We start from the raw sequence: 20542 nt of genomic DNA, 5'->3' as shown, positions 1-20542 counted from the left end.
CCGGGTCACTCCGGGACGTGCGCATCCATCCAGGTCAGGGTGCGCGCCCAGGCGTCGCGGGCCGCGGCGTCGTCGTAGGAGTCGGGACGCTCGTCGTTGCAGAAGGAGTGGCCCACCCCCGGGTAGCGGACGATCTCGGTGTCGACGTCGGCGCGGGCGGCCGCCGCCCGCAGGTGCTCGACCTGCTCCGCCGGGATCGAGTGGTCGAGGTCCCCGTACAGCCCCAGCCAGGGGGTCTGCAGGCCGGCGGCGAGATCGAGCTGTGAGGGCTCGCGGAACCGCCCGTCCTCGATGCCGCCCCCGTAGAACGTGACGGCGGCGCCGAGCGGGCGCCGCACGGCCGCGTGGAAGGCGATGCCACCGCCCATGCCGAACCCGACGACGGCGCAGCGGTCGACCGCCGTCCCCGACTCCGCGAGCACCATCAGCCCGGAGTCCAGATCGTCGAGGATGTCGTCACCGGCCAGCCGGCCGCGCAGCGAGACCGCCGCCGCCGAGTCGGGGTAGTCGAAGACGGGGGAGCCCTGCCGGTGGTACAGGTCGGGGGCGACGGCCCGCCAGCCGGCGTCCGCGAACCTGCGGCAGATGTCGGTCACGTGGTCGGTGAGCCCGAACACCTCGTGCACGACGAGGACGCCACCGCGGGCGGTCCACCGGGGCTCCGCGATGACCGCGGGCGTCGGGCCGTCGGCGGTGGTGAGAACGACAGTTTCTGAGGTCATGGCCGCGTCGATCTCCGATGTCGGTGGGGCCTGTCGATCGGTGCCGGGCGGTCGGCGGGCTCCGGATCCGGTGGGGGCGCGTCGATCCTTGAGACGCGGGTCCGGTGGTGTCGGCCAACTTCTGTCAGCCAACTTTGCGGAACTACCCAGCTCGGCTGGTCATGTCACTTCCTGACCGGTGACGGTCGGCCCGATCGTGCGCCCGTCGGCCCGATCGTGCGGCTGTCGGCCCGGTCGGACGCCCGCCGGCCCGATCGGCGCGGGCCGGGCCCACGCCGCCGCCCGCGGTGTGGCCTCCTGTCGGGCCGTCGCGGCTCGCGCCGCACCGCCTGGCGGGTGTTGGCCCGGTCGAGGGACCACCGAGGTGCCTATCGTCGCGGTGCCGTGGCGCTGCGTTGCGGAGTACGGGAGAAGTTGACTCGTCTGCCCATCTCGAGGTCCTGGTTGGTGCCTTGGGCCTTGGCAGGGCCTACACTCGGCGTGGCGCTCGTGAAGAATTTCACGAGCGCGCAAGCGGGAGACGTGGGACACGGCCCTGATCGGCCGACTGGCGCGGGAATCCGGAGCGGCGCGTGACCAAGCGGATGACGGAACGAGACGGTACCCAGGTGGGTGACCGCCCCGACGCCGACGTCATCGTGGTCGGAGCCGGGCCGGGTGGCTCGGCCACCGCCTACCACCTCGCGCGCACCGGGCTCGACGTCCTCCTGCTGGAGAAGAGCACCTTCCCGCGGGAGAAGGTCTGCGGCGACGGGCTGACCCCGCGGGCCGTGCGCAGCCTTGTCGAGATGGGCATCGACACATCGGCCGAGGCCGGCTGGCTGCGTAACAAGGGGTTGCGCATCATCGGGGGCGGGGTGCGCCTCGAGCTGCCGTGGCCGGAGCTGGCGAGCTGGCCCGACTACGGCCTGGTCCGCCCGCGGGCGGACTTCGACGAGATGCTCGCCCGGCACGCGGTCAAGGCCGGTGCCCGGCTGGTGGAGGGCGCCTCCGTCACCGGGCCGGTGCGCGACGACCGGACGGGACGAGTGGTCGGCGTGACCGCCCGGGCCGGGGTCGACCGGGCCCCGGCCGAGTTCCGCGCCCCGGTCGTGGTCGCCGCCGACGGCAACAGCGCCCGGATCGCGCAGGCGCTGGGGATCCGGCGCCGGGAGGACCGCCCGCTGGGGGTGGCCGTGCGGCGCTACTACCGCAGCCCGCGCACGAACGACGACTTCCTCGAGTCCCACCTCGAGCTGTGGGAGGGCCCGCCGCGCGAGAGCCGGCTGCTGCCGGGCTACGGGTGGATCTTCGGCATGGGTGACGGCACCAGCAACGTGGGCCTGGGCATGCTGAACACCACCAGCGCCTTCCAGAACACCGACTACCGGGACCTGCTCCGCCGGTGGCTGAACGGCCTGCCGTCGGAGTTCGGGTACACCGAGGAGAACGCCACCGGCCCGGTCCGCGGCAGCGCGCTGCCTATGGCCTTCAACCGTGCCCCGCACTACCAGGACGGAGTGCTCCTCGTCGGCGACGCCGGCGGGATGGTGAACCCGTTCAACGGCGAGGGCATCGCGTACGCGATGGAATCGGGCCGGATCGCCGCCGAGACGATCGTCCTCGCGCTCGCCCGGCACTCCGGGCCGGCCCGGGAGCGGGCCCTCGGGCGATATCCGGAGATCCTGGCCCAGACATACGGGGGCTATTACACCCTGGGCCGTTTGTTCGTACAGCTCATCGGGAACCCGGCCGTGATGGCGCTGGGGACCAGGTACGGCCTGCCTCGGCCCACCCTGATGCGTTTCGTCCTGAAGGTCATGGCGAATCTGACCGACCCGCGGGGAGGTGACGCCACGGACCGACTGATCAACGCGCTGACCCGGCTGGCGCCCGCCGCCTGAGCCGCGTCTCCAGTTCGCCAGGCCGCCGGTCGGTACGCCGACGCGCGACCCGGCACGAGACGGCTCCCGATACTCGCGCGTGCCCCGAAACAGGACGCTCCGGGCTGTGTCGGACGTTCGAGGGAGATCCCTCCGTCGGTGCTGCGGAGGGGAACAATCCCGGTGCGACCGGGAAATCAGAGGTCGCGTAGGCTGCACCCGCGCTCGGCACCCGCGGGGGCAGGAGCACGAAGCACCGGTTGGCTCGGGAGGCCCGTTCGGCCCACACCCGGCGAACCGCCACCAAGACGTCCGCACCAAACTTTCGAAGGAGAGGAGTTCGGCATGCTCGACAGTTATGTGCCGATCCTCGTTCTGCTCGCGATCGCCATGCTGTTCGCGGTCGGCTCCGTGGCGGTGAGCGCGCTGGTCGGCCCGAAACGGTTCAACCGTGCCAAGGTCGACATCTACGAGTGCGGTATCGAACCCGAGCCGACACCGGCCGGGCCGCACCGGTTCCCGGTGAAGTACTACATCACCGCGATGCTCTTCATCGTCTTCGACATCGAGATCATCTTCCTGTTCCCGTGGGCCGTCACGTTCGACGGTCTCGCGGTCTTCGGTCTCGGCGCGATGGTGTCGTTCATGGCGACGATCTTCGTCGCCTACGCCTACATATGGCGCCGGGGGGGTCTGGAATGGGACTAGAAGAGAAGCTGCCCGGTGGAGTTCTGCTGACCACCGTCGAGAAGCTGGCCAACTGGTCGCGCAGGTCGTCGCTGTGGCCGGCGACCTTCGGCCTGGCCTGCTGTGCCATCGAGATGATGTCGACCGGCGCCGGCCGCTACGACCTCTCCCGCTTCGGGATGGAGGTCTTCCGGGCCAGCCCGCGCCAGGCCGACCTCATGATCGTGGCGGGCCGGGTGAGCCAGAAGATGGCCCCGGTGCTGCGCCAGATCTACGACCAGATGCCCGAGCCCAAATGGGTGCTGTCGATGGGCGTCTGCGCGAGCAGCGGCGGCATGTTCAACAACTACGCGATCGTGCAGGGCGTCGACCACATCGTGCCGGTGGACATGTACCTGCCGGGCTGCCCGCCGCGTCCCGAGATGCTCATGGACGCGATCATCAAGCTGCACGAGAAGATCCTCGCCGGCTCGGTGTCGGGCAAGGTCGAGCACACCAAGGCCGGCTCGTCGCCCTACCCGAAGCCGATCGAGGTGGCCACGGCGTGGTCCGGTCTGCCCGCCGGCGCGGTCGACACCCGCACGCTGTCGGTCAACGACCGCAAGCGGTTCAGCCTGCCTGAGGGCGCGCCCGTCCCGGCGGGGCGCGGTGCCGTCGAACCGGTGCTGGACGAGCGCCGCCCGGCGGCGATCGCGCCGCCGTCCGTCTTCGGCCGCGGCAAGCGGGTGCCCGTCGACGCCAAGCCGACCGACGAGTCCCGGGCCGACGGTCCCGGACCGAGCACGGAGACCCTGACCGATGACTGACCTGGTACCGGGCTCCGCCGGCGTTCCGGGCGGCCCCGGCGGCCGCCGCCGGGACGCCTTCGGCGCGCGCGGCAGCGGCGACACGTCGGGTTTCGGCGGCCTCGTGCCGCCGGTGGCCGTGCTGGCGTCGACGTCCCGGCCGTTCGGCGACGAGGCCGCCGACACCGTCTACGACACCCTCGAGCGGGTCTTCCCCGAGCTCGGTGACGCCGTCGAGCGGGTCGTCTTCGCCTACGGCGAGCTGACGATCCACGTGCGCCGCGAGCGGCTGCTCGACGTCGCGTGGACGCTGCGCGACGACCCGGGGCTGCGTTTCGAGCTGCTGTCGTCGCTGTCCGGGGTGGACTACCCCGACGACCTGACCGGCCGCCGCCTGCACTCCGTGGTGCACCTGACCTCGCTGACGCACCGGCGCCGGCTGCGCGTCGAGGTGTCCGTCGCGGACGGCGACGCGGTGCTGCCGAGCCTGACCCCGGTCTGGCCGACCGCGGACTGGCACGAGCGCGAGGCCTACGACCTGTTCGGCATCGTCTACGAGGGCCACCACGAGCTCACGCGGATCATGATGCCGGACGACTGGGTCGGCCACCCGCAGCGCAAGGACTACCCGCTCGGCGGCATCCCCGTCGAGTACAAGGGCGCGCAGATCCCGCCGCCCGAGACCCGCCGGAGCTACTCGTGACCGGGCACTGTCCGGTCGCCACCCGGGCGCGGGCCACGACGGGGTCACGCGTGACCGCCAGGCACCCCCGAGGCGACTTCCGAGGTTCGCTATGAGCACGCACACCGAGACGCCCGTCGACGGTCCGGCCGAGACCCTCACCGGCGCGCAGCCCTACGAGGCCGGGTTCACCGAGTCCTCGGCCGGCCGCGTCTACACCGTGACGGGCGGTGACTGGGAGCAGGTTCTCGGCACCGGTGAGGACGACGGCGAGCGGATCACCGTCAACATGGGCCCGCAGCACCCGTCCACCCACGGGGTGCTGCGGCTGGTGCTGGAGATCGAGGGCGAGACGGTCACCGAGACCCGCCTGGTCATCGGCTACCTGCACACCGGGATCGAGAAGAGCTGCGAGTACCGCACCTGGACGCAGGCGGTCACCTTCCTCACCCGCGCCGACTACCTCTCGCCGCTGTACAACGAGGCGGCGTACTGCCTGTCGGTGGAGAAGCTGCTCGGCATCACCGACGAGGTGCCGGAGCGGGCGACCGTCATCCGGGTGCTCGTCATGGAGCTGCAGCGGATCGCCTCGCACCTGGTGTGGCTGGCGACCGGCGGCATGGAGCTCGGCGCCACCACCGGCATGATCTTCGGGTTCCGGGAGCGCGAGAAGATCCTCGACCTGCTCGAGACGATCACCGGCCTGCGGATGAACCACGCCTACATCCGGCCCGGCGGCCTCGCGCAGGACATCCCGGACGAGGTGATCCCGGCGATCCGGGCGTTCCTCGACGACATGCCCAAGCGCATCCGCGAGTACCACGCGCTGCTGACCGGCCAGCCCATCTGGAAGGCGCGGATGGTCGACGTCAACTTCCTCGACGCCGCCGCCTGCCTCGCGCTGGGTACGACCGGGCCGGTGCTGCGCGCGGCCGGCCTGCCCTGGGACCTGCGCAAGACCATGCCGTACTGCGGCTACGAGACCTACGAGTTCGACGTCCCGACCGCCCTGGAGGGCGACTCCTACGCCCGGTACCTGGTGCGGCTGGAGGAGATGGGCGAGTCCCTCAAGATCATCGAGCAGTGCCTGGACCGGCTGCGCCCCGGCCCGGTCATGGTCGCCGACAAGAAGATCGCCTGGCCGTCGCAGCTGGCCATCGGCTCGGACGGCATGGGTAACTCGCTCGAGCACATCCGCAAGATCATGGGGACCTCGATGGAGGCCCTGATCCACCACTTCAAGCTCGTCACCGAGGGTTTCCGGGTGCCCGCCGGCCAGGTGTACACGCAGATCGAGTCGCCGCGCGGCGAGCTCGGCTACCACGTCGTCAGCGACGGCGGCACCAAGCCGTTCCGCGTCCACGTGCGCGACCCAAGCTTCGTGAACCTGCAGGCCGTGCCCGCGCTGACGGAGGGCGGGCAGGTGGCCGACGTCATCGTCGGCGTCGCCTCCGTCGACCCGGTGCTCGGGGGAGTTGATCGCTGATGCCACTGACCGAACAGACCCGCGCCGCGGCCCGTGAGATCGTCGCGCGCTACCCCGAGGGACGTTCCCGCTCGGCGCTGCTGCCGATGCTGCACCTGGTGCAGTCCGAGCAGGGCGCAGTCACCGCGGAGGGCGTGGAGTTCTGCGCCGAGGAGCTCGGCATCACCCACGCCGAGGTCAGCGCGGTCGCCACGTTCTACACGATGTACAAGCGCCGCCCGGTCGGCGACTGGCTGGTCTCCGTCTGCACGAACCTCTCCTGCCTGCTGCGCGGCGGCGAGGAGGTCTACGAGCGGCTGTCGAAGAACCTCGGCGTCGGGCACGACCAGACCACCGAGGACGGCACGATCACGCTGGAGCACGCCGAGTGCCTGGCGGCCTGCGACTACGCGCCGGTCATGACCGTGAACTACGAGTTCTACGACCAGGTCAACCCGGACTCGGCCGAGGAGATCGTCGACGCCCTGCGGCGCGGCGAGCGCCCGGCCCCGACCCGCGGCGGCCCGCTGTGCACCTTCGGCGAGTCCTCCTTCCAGCTCGCCGGGTTCGAGGACCCGCGGCCGGAGGGCATCGCCGGGCCGGGGGTCGGGACCCCGTCCCTGGCCGGAGTCCTGCTCGCCGAGGCCGCCGGCTGGAAGGCGGAGGACGGCGTGGCCGGTGCCCCGCCGCTGACCCCGCTGCCCTCGAACGCGCCGCCCTCGGCCGATTCGGCCCCGGTGGCCCCGGCGGCGCCGGCGTCGAGCAGCCCCGCATCGTCGAGTGCCGCCGCCCCGGCGAGCCCGGCGCCCGCGCCGGGGACGCCCGGCGTCCCGCAGACGAAGGTGAACTGACCATGCCTGTCACCCCGGTCCTCACCCGGCGCTGGACGGCGCCCGAGTCGTGGACGCTGGCGACCTACGAACGCCTCGACGGCTACCAGGGCCTGCGCCGGGCGCTGGCGCAGGGCCCGGACGACCTGATCAAACTGGTCAAGGACTCCGGCCTGCGCGGCCGCGGCGGCGCGGGCTTCCCCACCGGCATGAAGTGGGGCTTCATCCCGCAGGGCGACGGCAAGCCGCACTACCTCGTCATCAACGCCGACGAGGGCGAGCCGGGCACCTGCAAGGACGCCCCGCTGATGAAGGCGGACCCGCACTCGCTGATCGAGGGCATCGTGATCGCCGCCTACGCGGTGCGCGCGAACCGGGCCTTCATCTACCTGCGCGGCGAGCTCATCCACGCCGGACGGCGGCTGCGCGCCGCCGTCGCCGAGGCGTACCGGGCCGGCTACCTGGGCCGGGACATCCTCGGCAGCGGGTTCGACCTCGACCTGGTGGTGCACTCCGGCGCCGGCGCGTACATCTGCGGCGAGGAGACGGCGCTGCTGGACTCGCTGGAGGGCCGGCGCGGCCAGCCGCGGCTGCGCCCGCCGTTCCCGGCGACCCACGGCCTGTACGCGTCTCCCACGGTCGTGAACAACGTCGAGACGATCGCCACGGTTCCCTTCATCGTGAACTACGGCGTCGACTGGTTCCGGTCGATGGGCCGCGAGCGCGCCCCGGGCCCGAAGATCTACAGCCTCTCCGGCCACGTCACCCACCCCGGCCAGTACGAGGCCCCGATGGGCACGACGCTGCGCGAGCTGCTCGACATGGCCGGCGGTGTCCTCGGTGGCCGCAAGCTCAAGGCGTGGACCCCCGGCGGCTCGTCGACGCCGCTGCTGACCGCCGACCACCTGGACGTCCCGCTGGACTTCGAGGGCGTGCAGGAGGCCGGCTCGCTGCTCGGCACGGCCGCTCTCATGATCATGGACGACTCGGTCGACATGCTCAAGATCGTCCGGCGGCTCACCCAGTTCTACGCGCACGAGTCGTGCGGCAAGTGCACCCCGTGCCGGGAGGGCACCACCTGGATGGTGCAGATCCTGTCCCGGATGGAGCGCGGCCAGGGCGACCCCGACGACGTCGACACCCTCATCGACGCCTGCGACAACATCTTCGGACGCGCCTTCTGCGCGCTCGCGGACGGCGCCACCTCGCCGGTCGTCTCCGGGATCAAGTTCTTCCGGAACGAATTCCTCCCGATCACCCCGGTGGGGCCGTCGGGTTCCACCACGTCGGTAGCCGGCTCGGCGAACGGCGCGGCCGCGGGTGGCGCGGCCGCGGGCACGCCGGGCGCCTACGCGGGAGCGCACTGAGATCATGACCGTCGCCCCAGAGAAGCCGGCCGCGCCGGCCGCACCCGACCAGGTCACCCTGACCGTGGACGGGCTAGAGGTGAGCGTGCCCAAGGGCACCCTCATCATCCGGGCCGCGGAGCTGTTGGGAATCGAGATCCCACGGTTCTGCGACCATCCCCTGCTGGACCCGGTCGGCGCCTGCCGGCAGTGCATCGTCGAGGTCGAGGGCCAGCGCAAGCCGGTCGCGTCCTGCACGACCACGGTCGCCGCCGACATGGTGGTCAAGACCCAGGTCAGCTCGCCGGTGGCGAAGAAGGCCCAGGCCGGGACACTGGAGTTCCTGCTCCTCAACCACCCGCTCGACTGCCCGATCTGCGACAAGGGCGGCGAGTGCCCGCTGCAGAACCAGTCGATGGCCAACGGCTCGGCCACCTCCCGCTTCAAGGAGACGAAGCGGGCCTACCCGAAGCCGCTGGCGATCTCCAGCCAGATTCTGCTGGACCGCGAGCGCTGCGTGCTGTGCGCGCGCTGCACCCGGTTCTCCGCGCAGATCGCCGGGGACCCGTTCATCGAGCTGTTCGAGCGGGGCGCGGCCGAGCAGGTCGCCGTCAGCGACGGCCAGCCGTTCTCGTCCTACTTCTCCGGCAACACGGTGCAGATCTGCCCGGTGGGCGCGCTGACCAGCGCCGCCTACCGGTTCCGGGCCCGGCCGTTCGACCTGGTGTCGACGCCGACGTCCTGTGAGCACTGCGCCGCCGGCTGCTCGCTGCGCACCGACCACCGCCGCGGCAAGGTGATGCGCCGCCTCGCCGCCGAGGACCCGGTGGTCAACGAGGAGTGGAACTGCGACAAGGGCCGGTTCGCGTTCAACTACGCGCGCCAGTCCGACCGCCTCACCACCCCGCTGATCCGCGACGACAGCACCGGCGAGCTGGTCGAGGCCAGCTGGTCGGAGGCACTGGAGTACGCCGCCCGCGGCCTGGCCGAGTGCCGGGACCGCAACGGCGTCGGCGTGCTCGCCGGCGGCCGGCTGACCCGCGAGGACGCCTACGCCTACGCCAAGTTCGCCCGGCTCGCCCTGGGCACCAACGACGTGGACTTCCGCGCCCGCCCGCACTCCGCCGAGGAGGAGGCCTTCCTCGGTAGCGCCGTCGCCGGCACCGGCATCGGGGTCACCTACGCCGACCTCGAGACCGCGCCCGTCGTCCTGCTCGTCTCCTTCGAGCCGGAGGAGGAGTCGCCCATCGTCTTCCTGCGGCTGCGCAAGGCGGCGAGCAAGCACGGCACCGCCGTGCACGCGCTGGCTCCGCTGATCACCCGCGGCCTGAGCAAGATGGCCGGCACGCTGATCCCGGTCGTCCCCGGCGGCGAGGCCGCCGCGCTGGACGAGCTGGCCACCGGCGCCTCGGCCACCACCGAGGCGCTGCGGGCGCCCGGAGCGGTGATCCTGGTCGGCTCGCGGGCCGCCGAGTCACCCGGCGCGCTGTCCGCGGCGCTGCGCCTCGCCGAGTCCACCGGTGCCGCGCTGGCCTGGGTGCCGCGCCGCGCCGGTGAGCGCGGCGCGGTCTCCGCCGGCCTGCTCCCGTCGCTGCTGCCGGGCGGTCGCCCGGTCGCGGACGTCGGCGCGCGGGCCGAGGTGGAGTCCTTCTGGGGCGCCCGCCTGCTGGGCGCGCCCGGCCGTGACACCGACGGCATCCTGGCCGCCGCCGCGGCGGGCCGGCTAGACGCGGTCGTCGTCGCCGGTGTGGACGCCGAGGACCTGCCCGACCCCGCGGCCGCGCTGGCCGCGCTGGCCCGGGTGCCGTTCTGCGTCTCGCTGGAGATCCGCCGTTCGTCGATCGCGGAGGTCGCCGACGTCGTCTTCCCGGTGGCGCCGGTGGCGGAGAAGGCCGGCACGTTCGTGAACTGGGAGGGGCGGCTGCGCCCCTTCCAGCGCGCGCTGACCGGCACCCCGGCCCTGCCCGACCTGCGGGTGCTGCACCTGCTCGCCGCCGAGATGGGCGTCGACCTGCGGATCCCGGACGCCGGCGCCGCCGCGCGCGAGCTCAGCGAGCTCGGTCGCGCTGGTGACGAGACCGGCCGCGGCCCGGCCCCCACCGAGCCGGTGCCCGCCGCGGTCACCGCCGGCCCGGGGGAGGCCCTGCTGGCGAGCTGGCACCTCAACCTCGACGACGGGGCCCTGCAGATCGGCGAGCCGTACCTGGCCGGTACCGCCCGTCCGCCGCGGCTGCTGCTCTCGGCCACGACCGCCGCCGAGATCGGCGCGGTCGCCGGGCAGCCGGTCACCGCCAGCACCTCCCGCGGCTCGGTCACCCTGCCGCTGGAGATCGCCGCCATCCCGGACCGGGTCGTCTGGGTCCCGACGCACTCACCCGGGTCGCACGTGCGGCGCTCGCTGGCCGAGCACGCCGGAGTGCTGGTCCGGCTGCGTGCCGGTGGCCTGCCGCCGACCGAGACGGCGCCCGGCGGCGAGGTCGACACCTTCACCAGCGGAGGCCAGTTCACCAGCGGAGGCCAGGCATGACCGGGACCTCGACGCTCCTGCTCGCCGCGAACACCGGCGACCCGGACATGTCCGTCCTCACCGACGACCCGTTCTGGCTCATCCTGATCAAGGCGGTCGCGGTCTTCGCGTTCCTGCTGGTGATGACGCTGTTCTCGATCGTCTTCGAGCGCAAGGTCGTCGCGAAGATGCAGCAGCGGGTCGGGCCGAACCGGCACGGCCCGCGCGGTTGGCTGCAGAGCCTCGCCGACGGCGTGAAGCTCATGCTCAAGGAAGACATCATCCCGACGCTGGCCGACAAGCCGGTCTTCGTCCTGGCTCCGATCATCTCGGCGGTGCCGGCGATCCTGGCGTTCGCCTGCATCCCGTTCGGGCCGGAGGTGTCGATCTTCGGGGAGCGCACCACGCTCCAGCTCGCCGACCTGCCGGTCAGCGTGCTGTACCTGCTGGCGGCCGCCTCGATCGGTGTCTACGGGCTGATCCTCGCCGGCTGGTCCAGCGGTTCGACCTACCCGCTGCTCGGCTCGCTGCGCTCGGCCGCGCAGATCATCTCCTACGAGGTCGCGATGGGCCTCGCCTTCGTCGCGGTCTTCATCTACGCCGGGACGCTGTCGACCGCCGGGATCGTGCAGAGCCAGCACGACTGGTGGTACATCGCGCTGCTGCCGTCGTTCATCCTCTACTGCATCGCGATGGTCGGTGAGACGAACCGGACGCCGTTCGACCTCCCCGAGGCCGAGGGCGAGCTGGTCGGCGGGTTCCACACCGAGTACAGCTCGATCAAGTTCGCGTTCTTCTTCCTCGCCGAGTACATCAACATGGTCACCGTCTCGGCGATCGCGACCACGCTGTTCCTCGGGGGCTGGCAGCCGCCGCCGATCCCGGGCCTGTCCGGCCTGGACCACGGCTGGTACCCGCTGATCTGGTTCGTCATCAAGCTGCTGCTGTTCATCTTCGTGTTCATCTGGCTGCGGGGCACCCTGCCGCGGCTGCGTTACGACCAGTTCATGGCCTTCGGCTGGAAGGTCCTGATCCCGGTCGGCCTGGTGTGGGTGCTCGCGGTCGCGACCTTCCGCGCCTACCAGGAGCACGTGAGCGACCGGACGCCGTGGCTGATCGGCTTCGGGGTCGTGGTGGGCGTCCTGCTCGTGGTCGCGATCATCGACCCGGGAGCGTCCAGGGCGCAGCGCGAGCAGGAGGAGGCCGAGCGGGAACGCGCCGAATCGGCCCCCAGCCTGGACAGGATTCCCTGGCCGCCGCCGTCCGACGGCGCGACGAGGGCACTGGCCGGCCGCGCCGCGGCCGGCTCCGCCGGCGGCGGCGACAAGGGAAACACCACCGTCATCCCCGCGGGCCCCGGTCCGCGACAGGAGAGCTGAACCATGGGGATCCTCGACCCCTACAAGGGTTTCGGCGTCACCTTCTCGACGATGTTCAAGAAGCCGACGACCGAGCAGTACCCGGAGCAGAAGAAGGAGACGGCACCCCGCTTCCACGGGCGTCACCAGCTCAACCGCCATCCGGACGGGCTGGAGAAGTGCGTCGGCTGCGAGCTGTGCGCGTGGGCCTGCCCGGCCGACGCGATCTACGTCGAGGGCGCGGACAACACCGACGAGCAGCGTTTCTCGCCAGGTGAGCGGTACGGCCGCGTCTACCAGATCAACTACCTGCGCTGCATCCTGTGCGGGCTGTGCATCGAGGCGTGCCCCACCCGGGCGCTGACGATGTCGAACGACTACGAGCTGGCCGACGACAGCCGCGACGACCTGATCTTCACCAAGGAGCAGCTGCTCGCCCCGCTGCGGGCCGGCATGGAGAACCCGCCGCACCCGATGCGCCTCGGTGCGAGCGAGACCGACTACTACACCCGCGATCCCGACGCCCCGCTGCCCTGGCAGGTCGGCGCCGCGCCGGCCGGCGAGGCCGACGGGCCCGCCGAGGCCGACGGGCCCGACCGGGCGGCGGACAAGGTGCCCGCCCACGGCGCGGGTTCGGAGCGCCCCCGATGAATCCGCAGATTCTCGCCCAGGCGGCGGAGATCAGCAGCACGTCGAACGGCGAGGCCTGGACCTTCTGGCTGCTCGCGCCGGTGGCGCTGCTGGCGGCGCTCGGCCTGGTCCTGATGCGCAGCGCGGTGCACTCCGCCCTGCTGCTCGTGGTGAACCTGTTCTGCGTCGCGGTGTTCTACCTGATCCAGGACGCGCCCTTCCTGGGCTTCGTCCAGATCATCGTCTACACCGGCGCGATCATGGTGTTGTTCCTGTTCGTGCTGATGCTGGTCGGGGTCGACTCGTCCGACTCGCTGGTCGAGACGCTGCGCGGCCAACGGATCGCCGCGGTGATCCTCGGCCTCGGCTTCGCCGGCCTGCTGGCGTTCCCGATCGGCCGGGCGATCGACGGCGGCAAGGCGGCCGGCCTTGAGGCGGCGAACACCGGCGGCAACGTCCACGCCATCGGACGTCTGCTGTTCACCGAGTACGTCTTCGTCTTCGAGGCGATCTCGGTACTGCTCGTCGTCGCGGCGGTCGGGACGATGGTCCTCGGTCACCGCGAGCACGCCGGTGAGAAGGTCACGCAGAAGGAGCGGATGCGCGCCCGCTTCGTCGAGGGCGGCCCGGTCACCCCGCGGCCCGGGCCGAAGGTCTTCGCGACCAACCCCGGCCCGGAGCAGCCCGAGCTCGTCGCGGCCGGCGGCGGCGATGTCGCCGACGGCGGCCCGGACCTCGGCGGGCCCGGTGCCGGCCCGTCCGGCACGGGTGGTCCGGGTGGTCCGGACGACGGCGGGCCCGGTGCGGGCGGTTCCGGCGGTCCCGGCGGTTCCGGTACGGACGGCCCGGACGGCGGTGGGCCCGACGGCGGGCCGAGCGCGAACGGGACGATTGAGGACTCCGACGGCGAGACCGTCGTCGGCGGGTCGGCGCCGGTGGGCGCGGGCAGGGGGAGCGGTCGGTGAACCCGGCGAACTATCTGATCCTGTCGGGTCTGCTGTTCACCATCGGCGCGACCGGGGTCCTGGTCCGGCGCAACGCGATCGTCGTGTTCATGTCGATCGAGCTGATGCTCAACGCGGTGAACCTGACCCTGGTGACGTTCTCCCGCATCCACGGGACGCTGGAAGGCCAGATCATGGCGTTCTTCGTCATGGTCGTGGCCGCCGCCGAGGTGGTCGTCGGCCTGGCGATCATCCTGTCGATCTTCCGGACGCGCAGATCAGCGTCGGTCGACGACGTGAACCTGCTGAAGTACTGACCTCTCGATCCTCTCGACGTACTCGGCACTCCCTACTCGGGCACTCCGAGGCTTGTCTCCCGGCCGCCCTGACGCGGCCGCGACCGGGACCTCCGGTCACGGAAGAACGGACGACACTGCAGTGACGCTTTGCGCAACAGGGGCGGCGCAGCCCGGACCACCTCCGGTGGCCCTGGCGCTGGCGCACGTACCCGGAACCGGACCGCGATGAGCGCCGGAGGGGCCGCCATCCTCGCGGCCGACGAGCACGGCGGCGGGGCCGTGCACTACGCCGCCGCGTCCGGGGCGTTCTCGCTGACCTGGCTGCTCATCGCGCTTCCGCTGGCCGGGGCGGCCATCCTGCTGCTCGGCGGGCGGCGCACCGACCGGTGGGGCCACCTGCTCGGCACGCTGACCGCGGCCGCCTCCTTCGTGGTCGGCCTGATCCTGTTCTTCGGGCTGCTCGACCGCTCCGGCGACGACCGAGCCGTCTCCCAGCACCTCTACAGCTGGATCCCGGTCAACGGCTTCCAGGTCGACGTCGGCCTGCTGTTCGACCAGCTCTCCGCGGTCTTCGTGCTGCTGATCACCGGTGTGGGCACGCTGATCCACATCTACTCGATCGGCTACATGTCGCACGACCCGGGCCGGCGGCGCTTCTTCGCCTACATGAACCTGTTCCTGGCCTCGATGCTGCTGCTGGTGCTGGGCAACAACTTCCTGGTGCTCTACGGCGGCTGGGAGCTGGTCGGCCTCTCGTCCTTCCTGCTCATCAAGTTCTGGGAGTACAAGCCGGCCGCGGCCACCGCCGCGAACAAGGCCTTCTACATGAACCGGGTCGGCGACGTCGGCCTCGCCCTCGCGATCATGTTCATGTTCGCCACCGTCGGCAGCACCAACTACGACTCGGTGTTCGGTGCCGCCGCCGCGGACGTCATCGGCTACGGCACCATCACCGCGATGGCGCTGCTGCTCCTGCTCGGTGCCTGCGGCAAGTCCGGCCAGTTCCCGTTGCAGGCCTGGCTGCCGGACGCCATGGAAGGCCCTACCCCGATCTCGGCGCTCATCCACGCGGCCACCATGGTCACCGCCGGTGTGTACCTGATCGTCCGGGCCGCCCCGATCTTCGACCAGACGCAGGCCGCGCGGACCGTCGTCCTGATCATCGGCGCGGTCACGATCCTCATCGGGTGCGTCATCGGCTGCGCCTACGACGACATCAAGAAGGTGCTGGCCTACTCGACGGTCAGCCAGATCGGCTACATGTTCCTCGCCGTCGGGCTCGGCCCGGCCGGGTACGCGCTGGGCATCATGCACCTGCTCGCGCACGGCTTCTTCAAGGCCGGCCTGTTCCTCGGCTCCGGCTCGGTCATCCACGCGATGGACGACGAGCAGGACATGCGCCGCTACGGCGGCCTGTGGCGGCACATGCCGATCACCTGGGTCACCTTCGGCCTCGGGTATCTGGCGATCATCGGCTTCCCGGGCCTGTCCGGGTTCTTCACCAAGGACCGCATCATCGAGACGGCGCTGGCCAAGGGCGGCACCAGCGGCTACATCTACGGCGGTGTCGCGCTGCTCGGCGCCGGGATCACCGCGTTCTACATGACCCGGCTGTTCCTGATGACCTTCCACGGCAAGGCGCGGTGGGAGCACGACGGGCCCGAGGCCAAGCACCCGCACGAGTCGCCGGCGACGATGACCGGTCCGATGATGCTGCTGGCCGTCGGCTCGGTCTTCGCCGGTGGGCTGTTCGTCCTCGGCAGCTCGATGCAGAACTGGCTCGCCCCGGTGGTCGGCGAGCACGGTGAGGCGCACCACGACATCTCGCCCGCGGTCGTCACCGCGCTGGTGCTGGTCGTCTCCGCCGGCGGGTTCGCCGGTGCCTACCTGCGTTACCAGCTCCGCCCGGTCGAGGCCGTCGCCCGCCCGGACGCCGAGGTCGGTGTGGTGACCGTCGCCGCGCGCCACGACCTCTACGCGAACACCTTCAACGAGGCCGTCGCCATGCGGCCGGGCCAGTACCTGACCCGTTTCCTGGTCTGGGCGGACAACGTCGGCATCGACGGCTTCGTGCGCGGGAGCGCCGCCGCCGTGGGCGGACTGTCCGGCCGGCTGCGACGCACCCAGACCGGCTTCGTCCGGTCCTACGCACTGTCGATGTTGGGAGGTACCGTCCTCGTGGTCGGTGCTCTGCTGCTCACCAGGGCCGGTTGACGTGAGCACAGCCCCCTGGCTGACGATCATGCTGATCGTCCCCGCGGTCGGTTCGCTGGTCGTCGCGGCACTGCCGCGCCGGTACGGCACGCTCGCCAAGCAACTCGCGCTCGCCACCTCGCTGGCCGTCCTGGTGCTCGCCGTGCTGGCGACCGCCGCGTACGACCCGGGCAAGGCCGGCTTCCAGTTCGGCCAGTCCTATGACTGGATCAAGGAGTTCGGCGTCTCCTACTCGGTGGGCGCCGACGGCATCTCACTGGTGCTGATGCTGCTCGCCGCGCTGCTCGTCCCGGTGGTCGTGCTGTCCTCCTGGGACGAGGCGGACGAGGGACGGCGTTCCGTCCCCGCCTTCTTCGCGCTGCTGCTGGCGCTGGAGACGGGCATGATCGGGGTGTTCGCCGCCACCGACGTGTTCCTCTTCTACGTCTTCTTCGAGGCCATGCTCATCCCGATGTACTTCCTGATCGGGAGCTACGGGCCGGTCGAGGAGAAGGCGCAGCGGTCCTACGCGGCGGTGAAGTTCCTGCTCTACAGCCTCTTCGGCGGGCTGCTGATGCTCGCCGCGGTGATCGGCCTGTACGTGGTCGCCGCCGACCAGCTCGGCACGGGCACCTTCGACTTCGCCACCCTGCGCCAGCTCGACATCACCCCCGGCGTGCAGAAGCTGCTGTTCCTGGGCTTCTTCATCGCCTTCGCGATCAAGGCGCCGCTGTTCCCGTTCCACACCTGGCTGCCCGACGCCGGCGCGCAGTCGCCGACCGGCGGCGCCGTCCTGCTCGTCGGCGTGCTGGACAAGGTCGGCACGTTCGGCCTGATCCGGTACTGCATCCCGCTGTTCCCGGACGCCGCCGAGTACTTCGCGCCGATGGTGCTGGCCCTGGCGGTGGTCGGCATCTTCTACGGCGCGCTGCTGGCCATCGGCCAACGCGACATGAAACGCCTGGTCGCGTACACCTCGCTGGCCCACTTCGGGTTCATCGCGCTCGGGACGTTCGCCTTCACCTCGCAGGCCGGCACGGGTGCCGTGCTCTACATGGTCAACCACGGTCTGTCGACCGGCCTGCTGTTCGTGGTCGTCGGCTTCCTGGTCGCCCGGCGGGGCAGCCGGGACGTCAGCGCCTACGGCGGCCTGGCCCAGGTGACGCCGATCCTCGCCGGGGTGTTCCTGATCGCCGGGCTCTCGTCCCTGGCCCTGCCGGGCACGAACAGCTTCGTCAGCGAGTTCCTGGTGCTGGTCGGCACGTTCACCAGGTACCGGGCGCTGGCGATCGTCGCGACCTGCGGCATCGTGCTCGCCGCGATCTACATCCTGTACCTGTACCAGCGCACGATGACCGGTCCGGTCAAGGACGAGAAGATGCGCCTCGTCAAGGACCTCAGCGTGCGGGAGACACTGGTCGTGGCGCCGCTGGTCGCACTGATCATCGGGCTCGGCGTGTACCCGAAGCCGCTGCTCGACATCATCACGCCCACGGTGACCGCCACGTTCGCGGACATCGGGAAGTCTGACCCGGCGCCGACGGCCCCGGTGGCCGCGCCGGAATCCGGAGGCCATTCGTGAGCGCCGCAACGACTGTGCTGGCGCAGGGCGCCGCGCAGAAGATCACACCGCCGTCGATCGAGTACTCGTCCCTCAGCCCGATGCTGATCCTGTTCGGCGTCGCGCTGGCCGGGGTCCTCGTCGACGCCTTCGCGCCGCCGAAGGCCCGGCGGGTGCTCCAGCCGCTGCTGGCCGGCGCCGGGTTCATCGGCGCGTTCGTCGCGGTGGTGCTGCTGCACGCCCACCGCCAGGTGCTCGCCGCCGGCGCGGTGGCCATCGACGGGCCGACGCTGTTCCTGCAGGGCACCATCCTGGTGTTCGCGCTGCTGTCGGTGCTGCTGGTCGCCGAGCGGCGGCTGGACTCCTCCGGCGGCGCGCTGGTCGCCTCCGCCGCGGTCGTCCCCGGCTCGCGCGGCTCCACCGCGCAGCGCACCTCGCCGGACGTCCAGACCGAGGCGTACCCGCTGATGGTCTTCTCGGTCAGCGGGATGCTCCTCTTCGTCGCCTCGAACAACCTGCTGGTCATGTTCGTGGCGCTGGAGATCCTCTCGCTGCCGCTGTACCTGCTGTGCGGGCTGGCGCGGCGCCGCCGCCTGCTGTCGCAGGAAGCCGCGATGAAGTACTTCCTGCTCGGGGCCTTCTCGTCCGCGTTCTTCCTGTACGGCGTCGCGTTCGCCTACGGCTACGCCGGCAGCGTCGAGCTCGGCCGGATCGCCGACGCGGTCGGCACGGTCGGCCAGAACGACACCTACCTCTACCTGTCGCTCGCGCTGCTCGGCGTCGGCCTGTTCTTCAAGATCGGCGCCGCCCCGTTCCACTCCTGGACGCCGGACGTCTACCAGGGCGCCCCGACCCCGATCACCGCCTTCATGGCGGCCGGGACGAAGGTCGCCGCCTTCGGCGCGCTGCTGCGGGTCTTCTACGTGGCCTTCGGTGGCATGCGGTGGGACTGGCGGCCGGTGATCTGGGCTGTGGCCATTCTCACCATGGTCGTCGGCGCCGTCCTCGCGCTCACCCAGCGTGACATCAAGCGGATGCTCGCCTACTCCGCGGTCGCCCACGCCGGCTTCCTGCTCGTCGGGATAGCCGGCTCGAACGTCGACGGCCTGCGCGGCGCCATGTTCTACCTGGTGACCTACGGCTTCACCACGATCGCGGCGTTCGCGGTCGTCTCCCTGGTCCGCACCGGTGACGGGGAGGCCAGCGACCTCTCCCAGTGGCAGGGCCTGGGCCGGACGTCCCCGCTGCTGGCCGGCATCTTCGCCTTCCTGCTGCTCGCGCTCGCCGGCATCCCGCTGACCAGCGGGTTCACCGGCAAGTTCGCGGTCTTCCAGGCGGCGATCGACGGCGACGCCACCCCACTGGTGATCGTGGCCCTGGTGTGCAGCGCGATCGCGGCGTTCTTCTACGTCCGGGTCATCGTGCTGATGTTCTTCTCCGAGCCGCTCGCCGACGGACCGGTCGTCGTCACCCGGCCGACTCTTACCTTCGCTACGGTGGGTATAGGTGCACTCATGACCCTGCTGTTGGGCGTGGCGCCGCAGCCGCTTCTCGATCTGGCGACCACCGCGGCGACCTCCGGCTTCGTACGCTGATGGCGGTATGAGCGCTATCGGGCTGGAAGTGATGGGGATCAGGGCCGACCCTGATCTCGAGAAGTCGATGCGGGTCGGGCTCGCCTCGGTCGAGGAACTGCTGCGCGGGTCCGTCCGCAGCGAGTTCTCCTTCGTGACCGAGGCGTCCCGGCACCTCGTCGACGCGGGCGGCAAGCGGTTCCGGCCCATGGTCGTGCTGCTGGCCGCCCAGTTCGCCGATCCGGACGCGGCCGGTGTCGTGCCGGCCGCCGTGGCGATCGAGCTGACCCATCTGTCGACGCTGTACCACGACGACGTGATGGACGAGGCCCCGCTGCGCCGCGGAGCCGCGTCCGCGAACGCCCGGTGGACGAACACGGTCGCGATCCTCACCGGTGACTTCCTGTTCGCCCGCGCCTCCGAGATCACCGCCGACCTGGGGCCCGAGGCGACCCGCATCCTGGCGCGCACGATCGCGACCCTCTGCGAGGGCCAGATCCGCGAGACGGTCGGGGTCGGGCCCGGGCAGGACCCGATCGAGCACTACCTGCGGGTCATCACGGAGAAGACGGCCTCGCTGATCGCCACGTCCGCCCGCCTGGGCGCCATGCTGGCCGGCGCCGACCCGGTCACGACGGACATCCTGGCCGCCTTCGGGGAGCGTTTCGGGGTGGCCTTCCAGCTCTCCGACGACCTCATCGACGTGGCGTCGCCGAGCGAGGACTCGGGCAAGACCCCGGGGACGGACCTGCGCGAGGGCATCCCGACACTGCCGGTGCTCTACGCCCTGCAGGGCGAGGACGCGGCGGCCCGCCGGCTGCGCGACCTGCTCGGGGCGAACCCGCGTACCGGGGCCGGGGTCACCGAGTCCGGGGTCGTGGAGGCACTGGAGCTGCTGCGCGAGCATCCGGCGATGGGCCGGGCCCGCGCCGAGCTCATCCGCTGGTCGAGCGAGGCCCGCGAGTGCCTGGCGCCGCTGCCCGACGGCTCGGCCAAGACGGCGCTGGAGTCGCTGGCCGACTTCGTGATCGACCGTACGAGCTAGGAAGCCAGAACCGGACTCGGCCCCGGGCCGGCCACCGCGTGCTCTGCGCGGCG

Annotated in this window: 17 protein-coding genes; 16 read left to right on the top strand and 1 reads right to left on the bottom strand. The window is 71.4% G+C overall.

Annotation, left to right across the window (positions count from 1 at the left end):
* Positions 1-5 precede the first annotated feature (5 nt).
* Positions 6-722: a dienelactone hydrolase family protein gene (locus B056_RS0128135; RefSeq protein WP_018505177.1), complete on the bottom strand. Its 717-nt coding sequence runs from the start codon at positions 720-722 to the stop codon at positions 6-8.
* 584 nt (positions 723-1306) lie between these two features.
* Between B056_RS0128135 and B056_RS0128130 the strand changes: the two genes are divergently transcribed.
* The 16 genes from B056_RS0128130 to B056_RS0128055 all read left to right on the top strand — a co-directional run bounded on the left by B056_RS0128130 (position 1307) and on the right by B056_RS0128055 (position 20489).
* The gene (locus B056_RS0128130; protein ID WP_026240228.1) at positions 1307-2605 is read left to right on the top strand and encodes a geranylgeranyl reductase family protein; all 1299 of its coding nucleotides are present in this window, start codon (positions 1307-1309) and stop codon (positions 2603-2605) included.
* A 324-nt stretch (positions 2606-2929) separates the two neighbouring features.
* Complete coding sequence (locus B056_RS0128125; protein WP_018505175.1) at positions 2930-3292, top strand: NADH-quinone oxidoreductase subunit A; 363 nt, start codon at positions 2930-2932, stop codon at positions 3290-3292.
* On the top strand, positions 3283-4077 hold the full coding sequence (locus B056_RS46240) for a NuoB/complex I 20 kDa subunit family protein (RefSeq protein WP_018505174.1): 795 nt from the start codon (positions 3283-3285) through the stop codon (positions 4075-4077). Before B056_RS0128125 ends, B056_RS46240 begins: the two co-directional genes overlap by 10 nt.
* Entirely contained in the window at positions 4070-4759 is a 690-nt protein-coding gene (locus B056_RS0128115; RefSeq protein ID WP_018505173.1) for an NADH-quinone oxidoreductase subunit C, read from the top strand. Before B056_RS46240 ends, B056_RS0128115 begins: the two co-directional genes overlap by 8 nt.
* A 91-nt stretch (positions 4760-4850) precedes the next feature.
* Positions 4851-6224: an NADH-quinone oxidoreductase subunit D gene (locus B056_RS0128110; protein WP_018505172.1), complete on the top strand. Its 1374-nt coding sequence runs from the start codon at positions 4851-4853 to the stop codon at positions 6222-6224.
* Positions 6224-7054 (top strand): NADH-quinone oxidoreductase subunit NuoE, encoded by an 831-nt coding sequence (gene nuoE / locus B056_RS0128105; RefSeq protein WP_018505171.1) that lies wholly within the window; start codon positions 6224-6226, stop codon positions 7052-7054. Before B056_RS0128110 ends, nuoE begins: the two co-directional genes overlap by 1 nt.
* 2 nt (positions 7055-7056) lie before the next feature.
* Positions 7057-8400: an NADH-quinone oxidoreductase subunit NuoF gene (gene nuoF, locus B056_RS0128100; RefSeq protein ID WP_018505170.1), complete on the top strand. Its 1344-nt coding sequence runs from the start codon at positions 7057-7059 to the stop codon at positions 8398-8400.
* A 4-nt stretch (positions 8401-8404) separates the two neighbouring features.
* The gene (locus B056_RS0128095) at positions 8405-10906 is read left to right on the top strand and encodes an NADH-quinone oxidoreductase subunit G (RefSeq protein WP_051105768.1); all 2502 of its coding nucleotides are present in this window, start codon (positions 8405-8407) and stop codon (positions 10904-10906) included.
* Positions 10903-12264, top strand: coding sequence for an NADH-quinone oxidoreductase subunit NuoH (gene nuoH, locus B056_RS0128090; RefSeq protein ID WP_018505168.1), 1362 nt, complete (start codon positions 10903-10905; stop codon positions 12262-12264). Before B056_RS0128095 ends, nuoH begins: the two co-directional genes overlap by 4 nt.
* A gap of 3 nt (positions 12265-12267) precedes the next feature.
* Complete coding sequence (gene nuoI / locus B056_RS0128085) at positions 12268-12894, top strand: NADH-quinone oxidoreductase subunit NuoI (RefSeq protein ID WP_018505167.1); 627 nt, start codon at positions 12268-12270, stop codon at positions 12892-12894.
* On the top strand, positions 12891-13838 hold the full coding sequence (locus tag B056_RS0128080; protein WP_018505166.1) for an NADH-quinone oxidoreductase subunit J: 948 nt from the start codon (positions 12891-12893) through the stop codon (positions 13836-13838). Before nuoI ends, B056_RS0128080 begins: the two co-directional genes overlap by 4 nt.
* Positions 13835-14134, top strand: coding sequence for an NADH-quinone oxidoreductase subunit NuoK (nuoK, locus tag B056_RS0128075; RefSeq protein WP_018505165.1), 300 nt, complete (start codon positions 13835-13837; stop codon positions 14132-14134). The genes B056_RS0128080 and nuoK overlap by 4 nt, the downstream gene beginning before the upstream one ends.
* Positions 14135-14341: 207 nt before the next feature.
* Entirely contained in the window at positions 14342-16330 is a 1989-nt protein-coding gene (gene nuoL / locus B056_RS0128070) for an NADH-quinone oxidoreductase subunit L (protein ID WP_018505164.1), read from the top strand.
* A gap of 1 nt (position 16331) precedes the next feature.
* Positions 16332-17891 carry an NADH-quinone oxidoreductase subunit M gene (locus B056_RS0128065; RefSeq protein WP_026240227.1) on the top strand — a complete coding sequence of 520 codons (1560 nt, stop codon included), beginning with the start codon at positions 16332-16334 and terminating at the stop codon, positions 17889-17891.
* Positions 17888-19465: an NADH-quinone oxidoreductase subunit NuoN gene (gene nuoN / locus B056_RS0128060; RefSeq protein WP_026240226.1), complete on the top strand. Its 1578-nt coding sequence runs from the start codon at positions 17888-17890 to the stop codon at positions 19463-19465. Before B056_RS0128065 ends, nuoN begins: the two co-directional genes overlap by 4 nt.
* 7 nt (positions 19466-19472) lie before the next feature.
* Positions 19473-20489 carry a polyprenyl synthetase family protein gene (locus B056_RS0128055; protein WP_026240225.1) on the top strand — a complete coding sequence of 339 codons (1017 nt, stop codon included), beginning with the start codon at positions 19473-19475 and terminating at the stop codon, positions 20487-20489.
* The last annotated feature ends 53 nt before the right edge of the window (positions 20490-20542 follow it).

Origin of the sequence: Parafrankia discariae (genome assembly GCF_000373365.1) — a bacterium.
In the GTDB taxonomy this organism is placed as follows: Bacteria; Actinomycetota; Actinomycetes; order Frankiales; family Frankiaceae; genus Parafrankia; species Parafrankia discariae.
The sequence above is the reverse complement of the archived record's forward strand: the minus strand, read 5'-3'. Positions and strand labels throughout refer to the sequence as shown.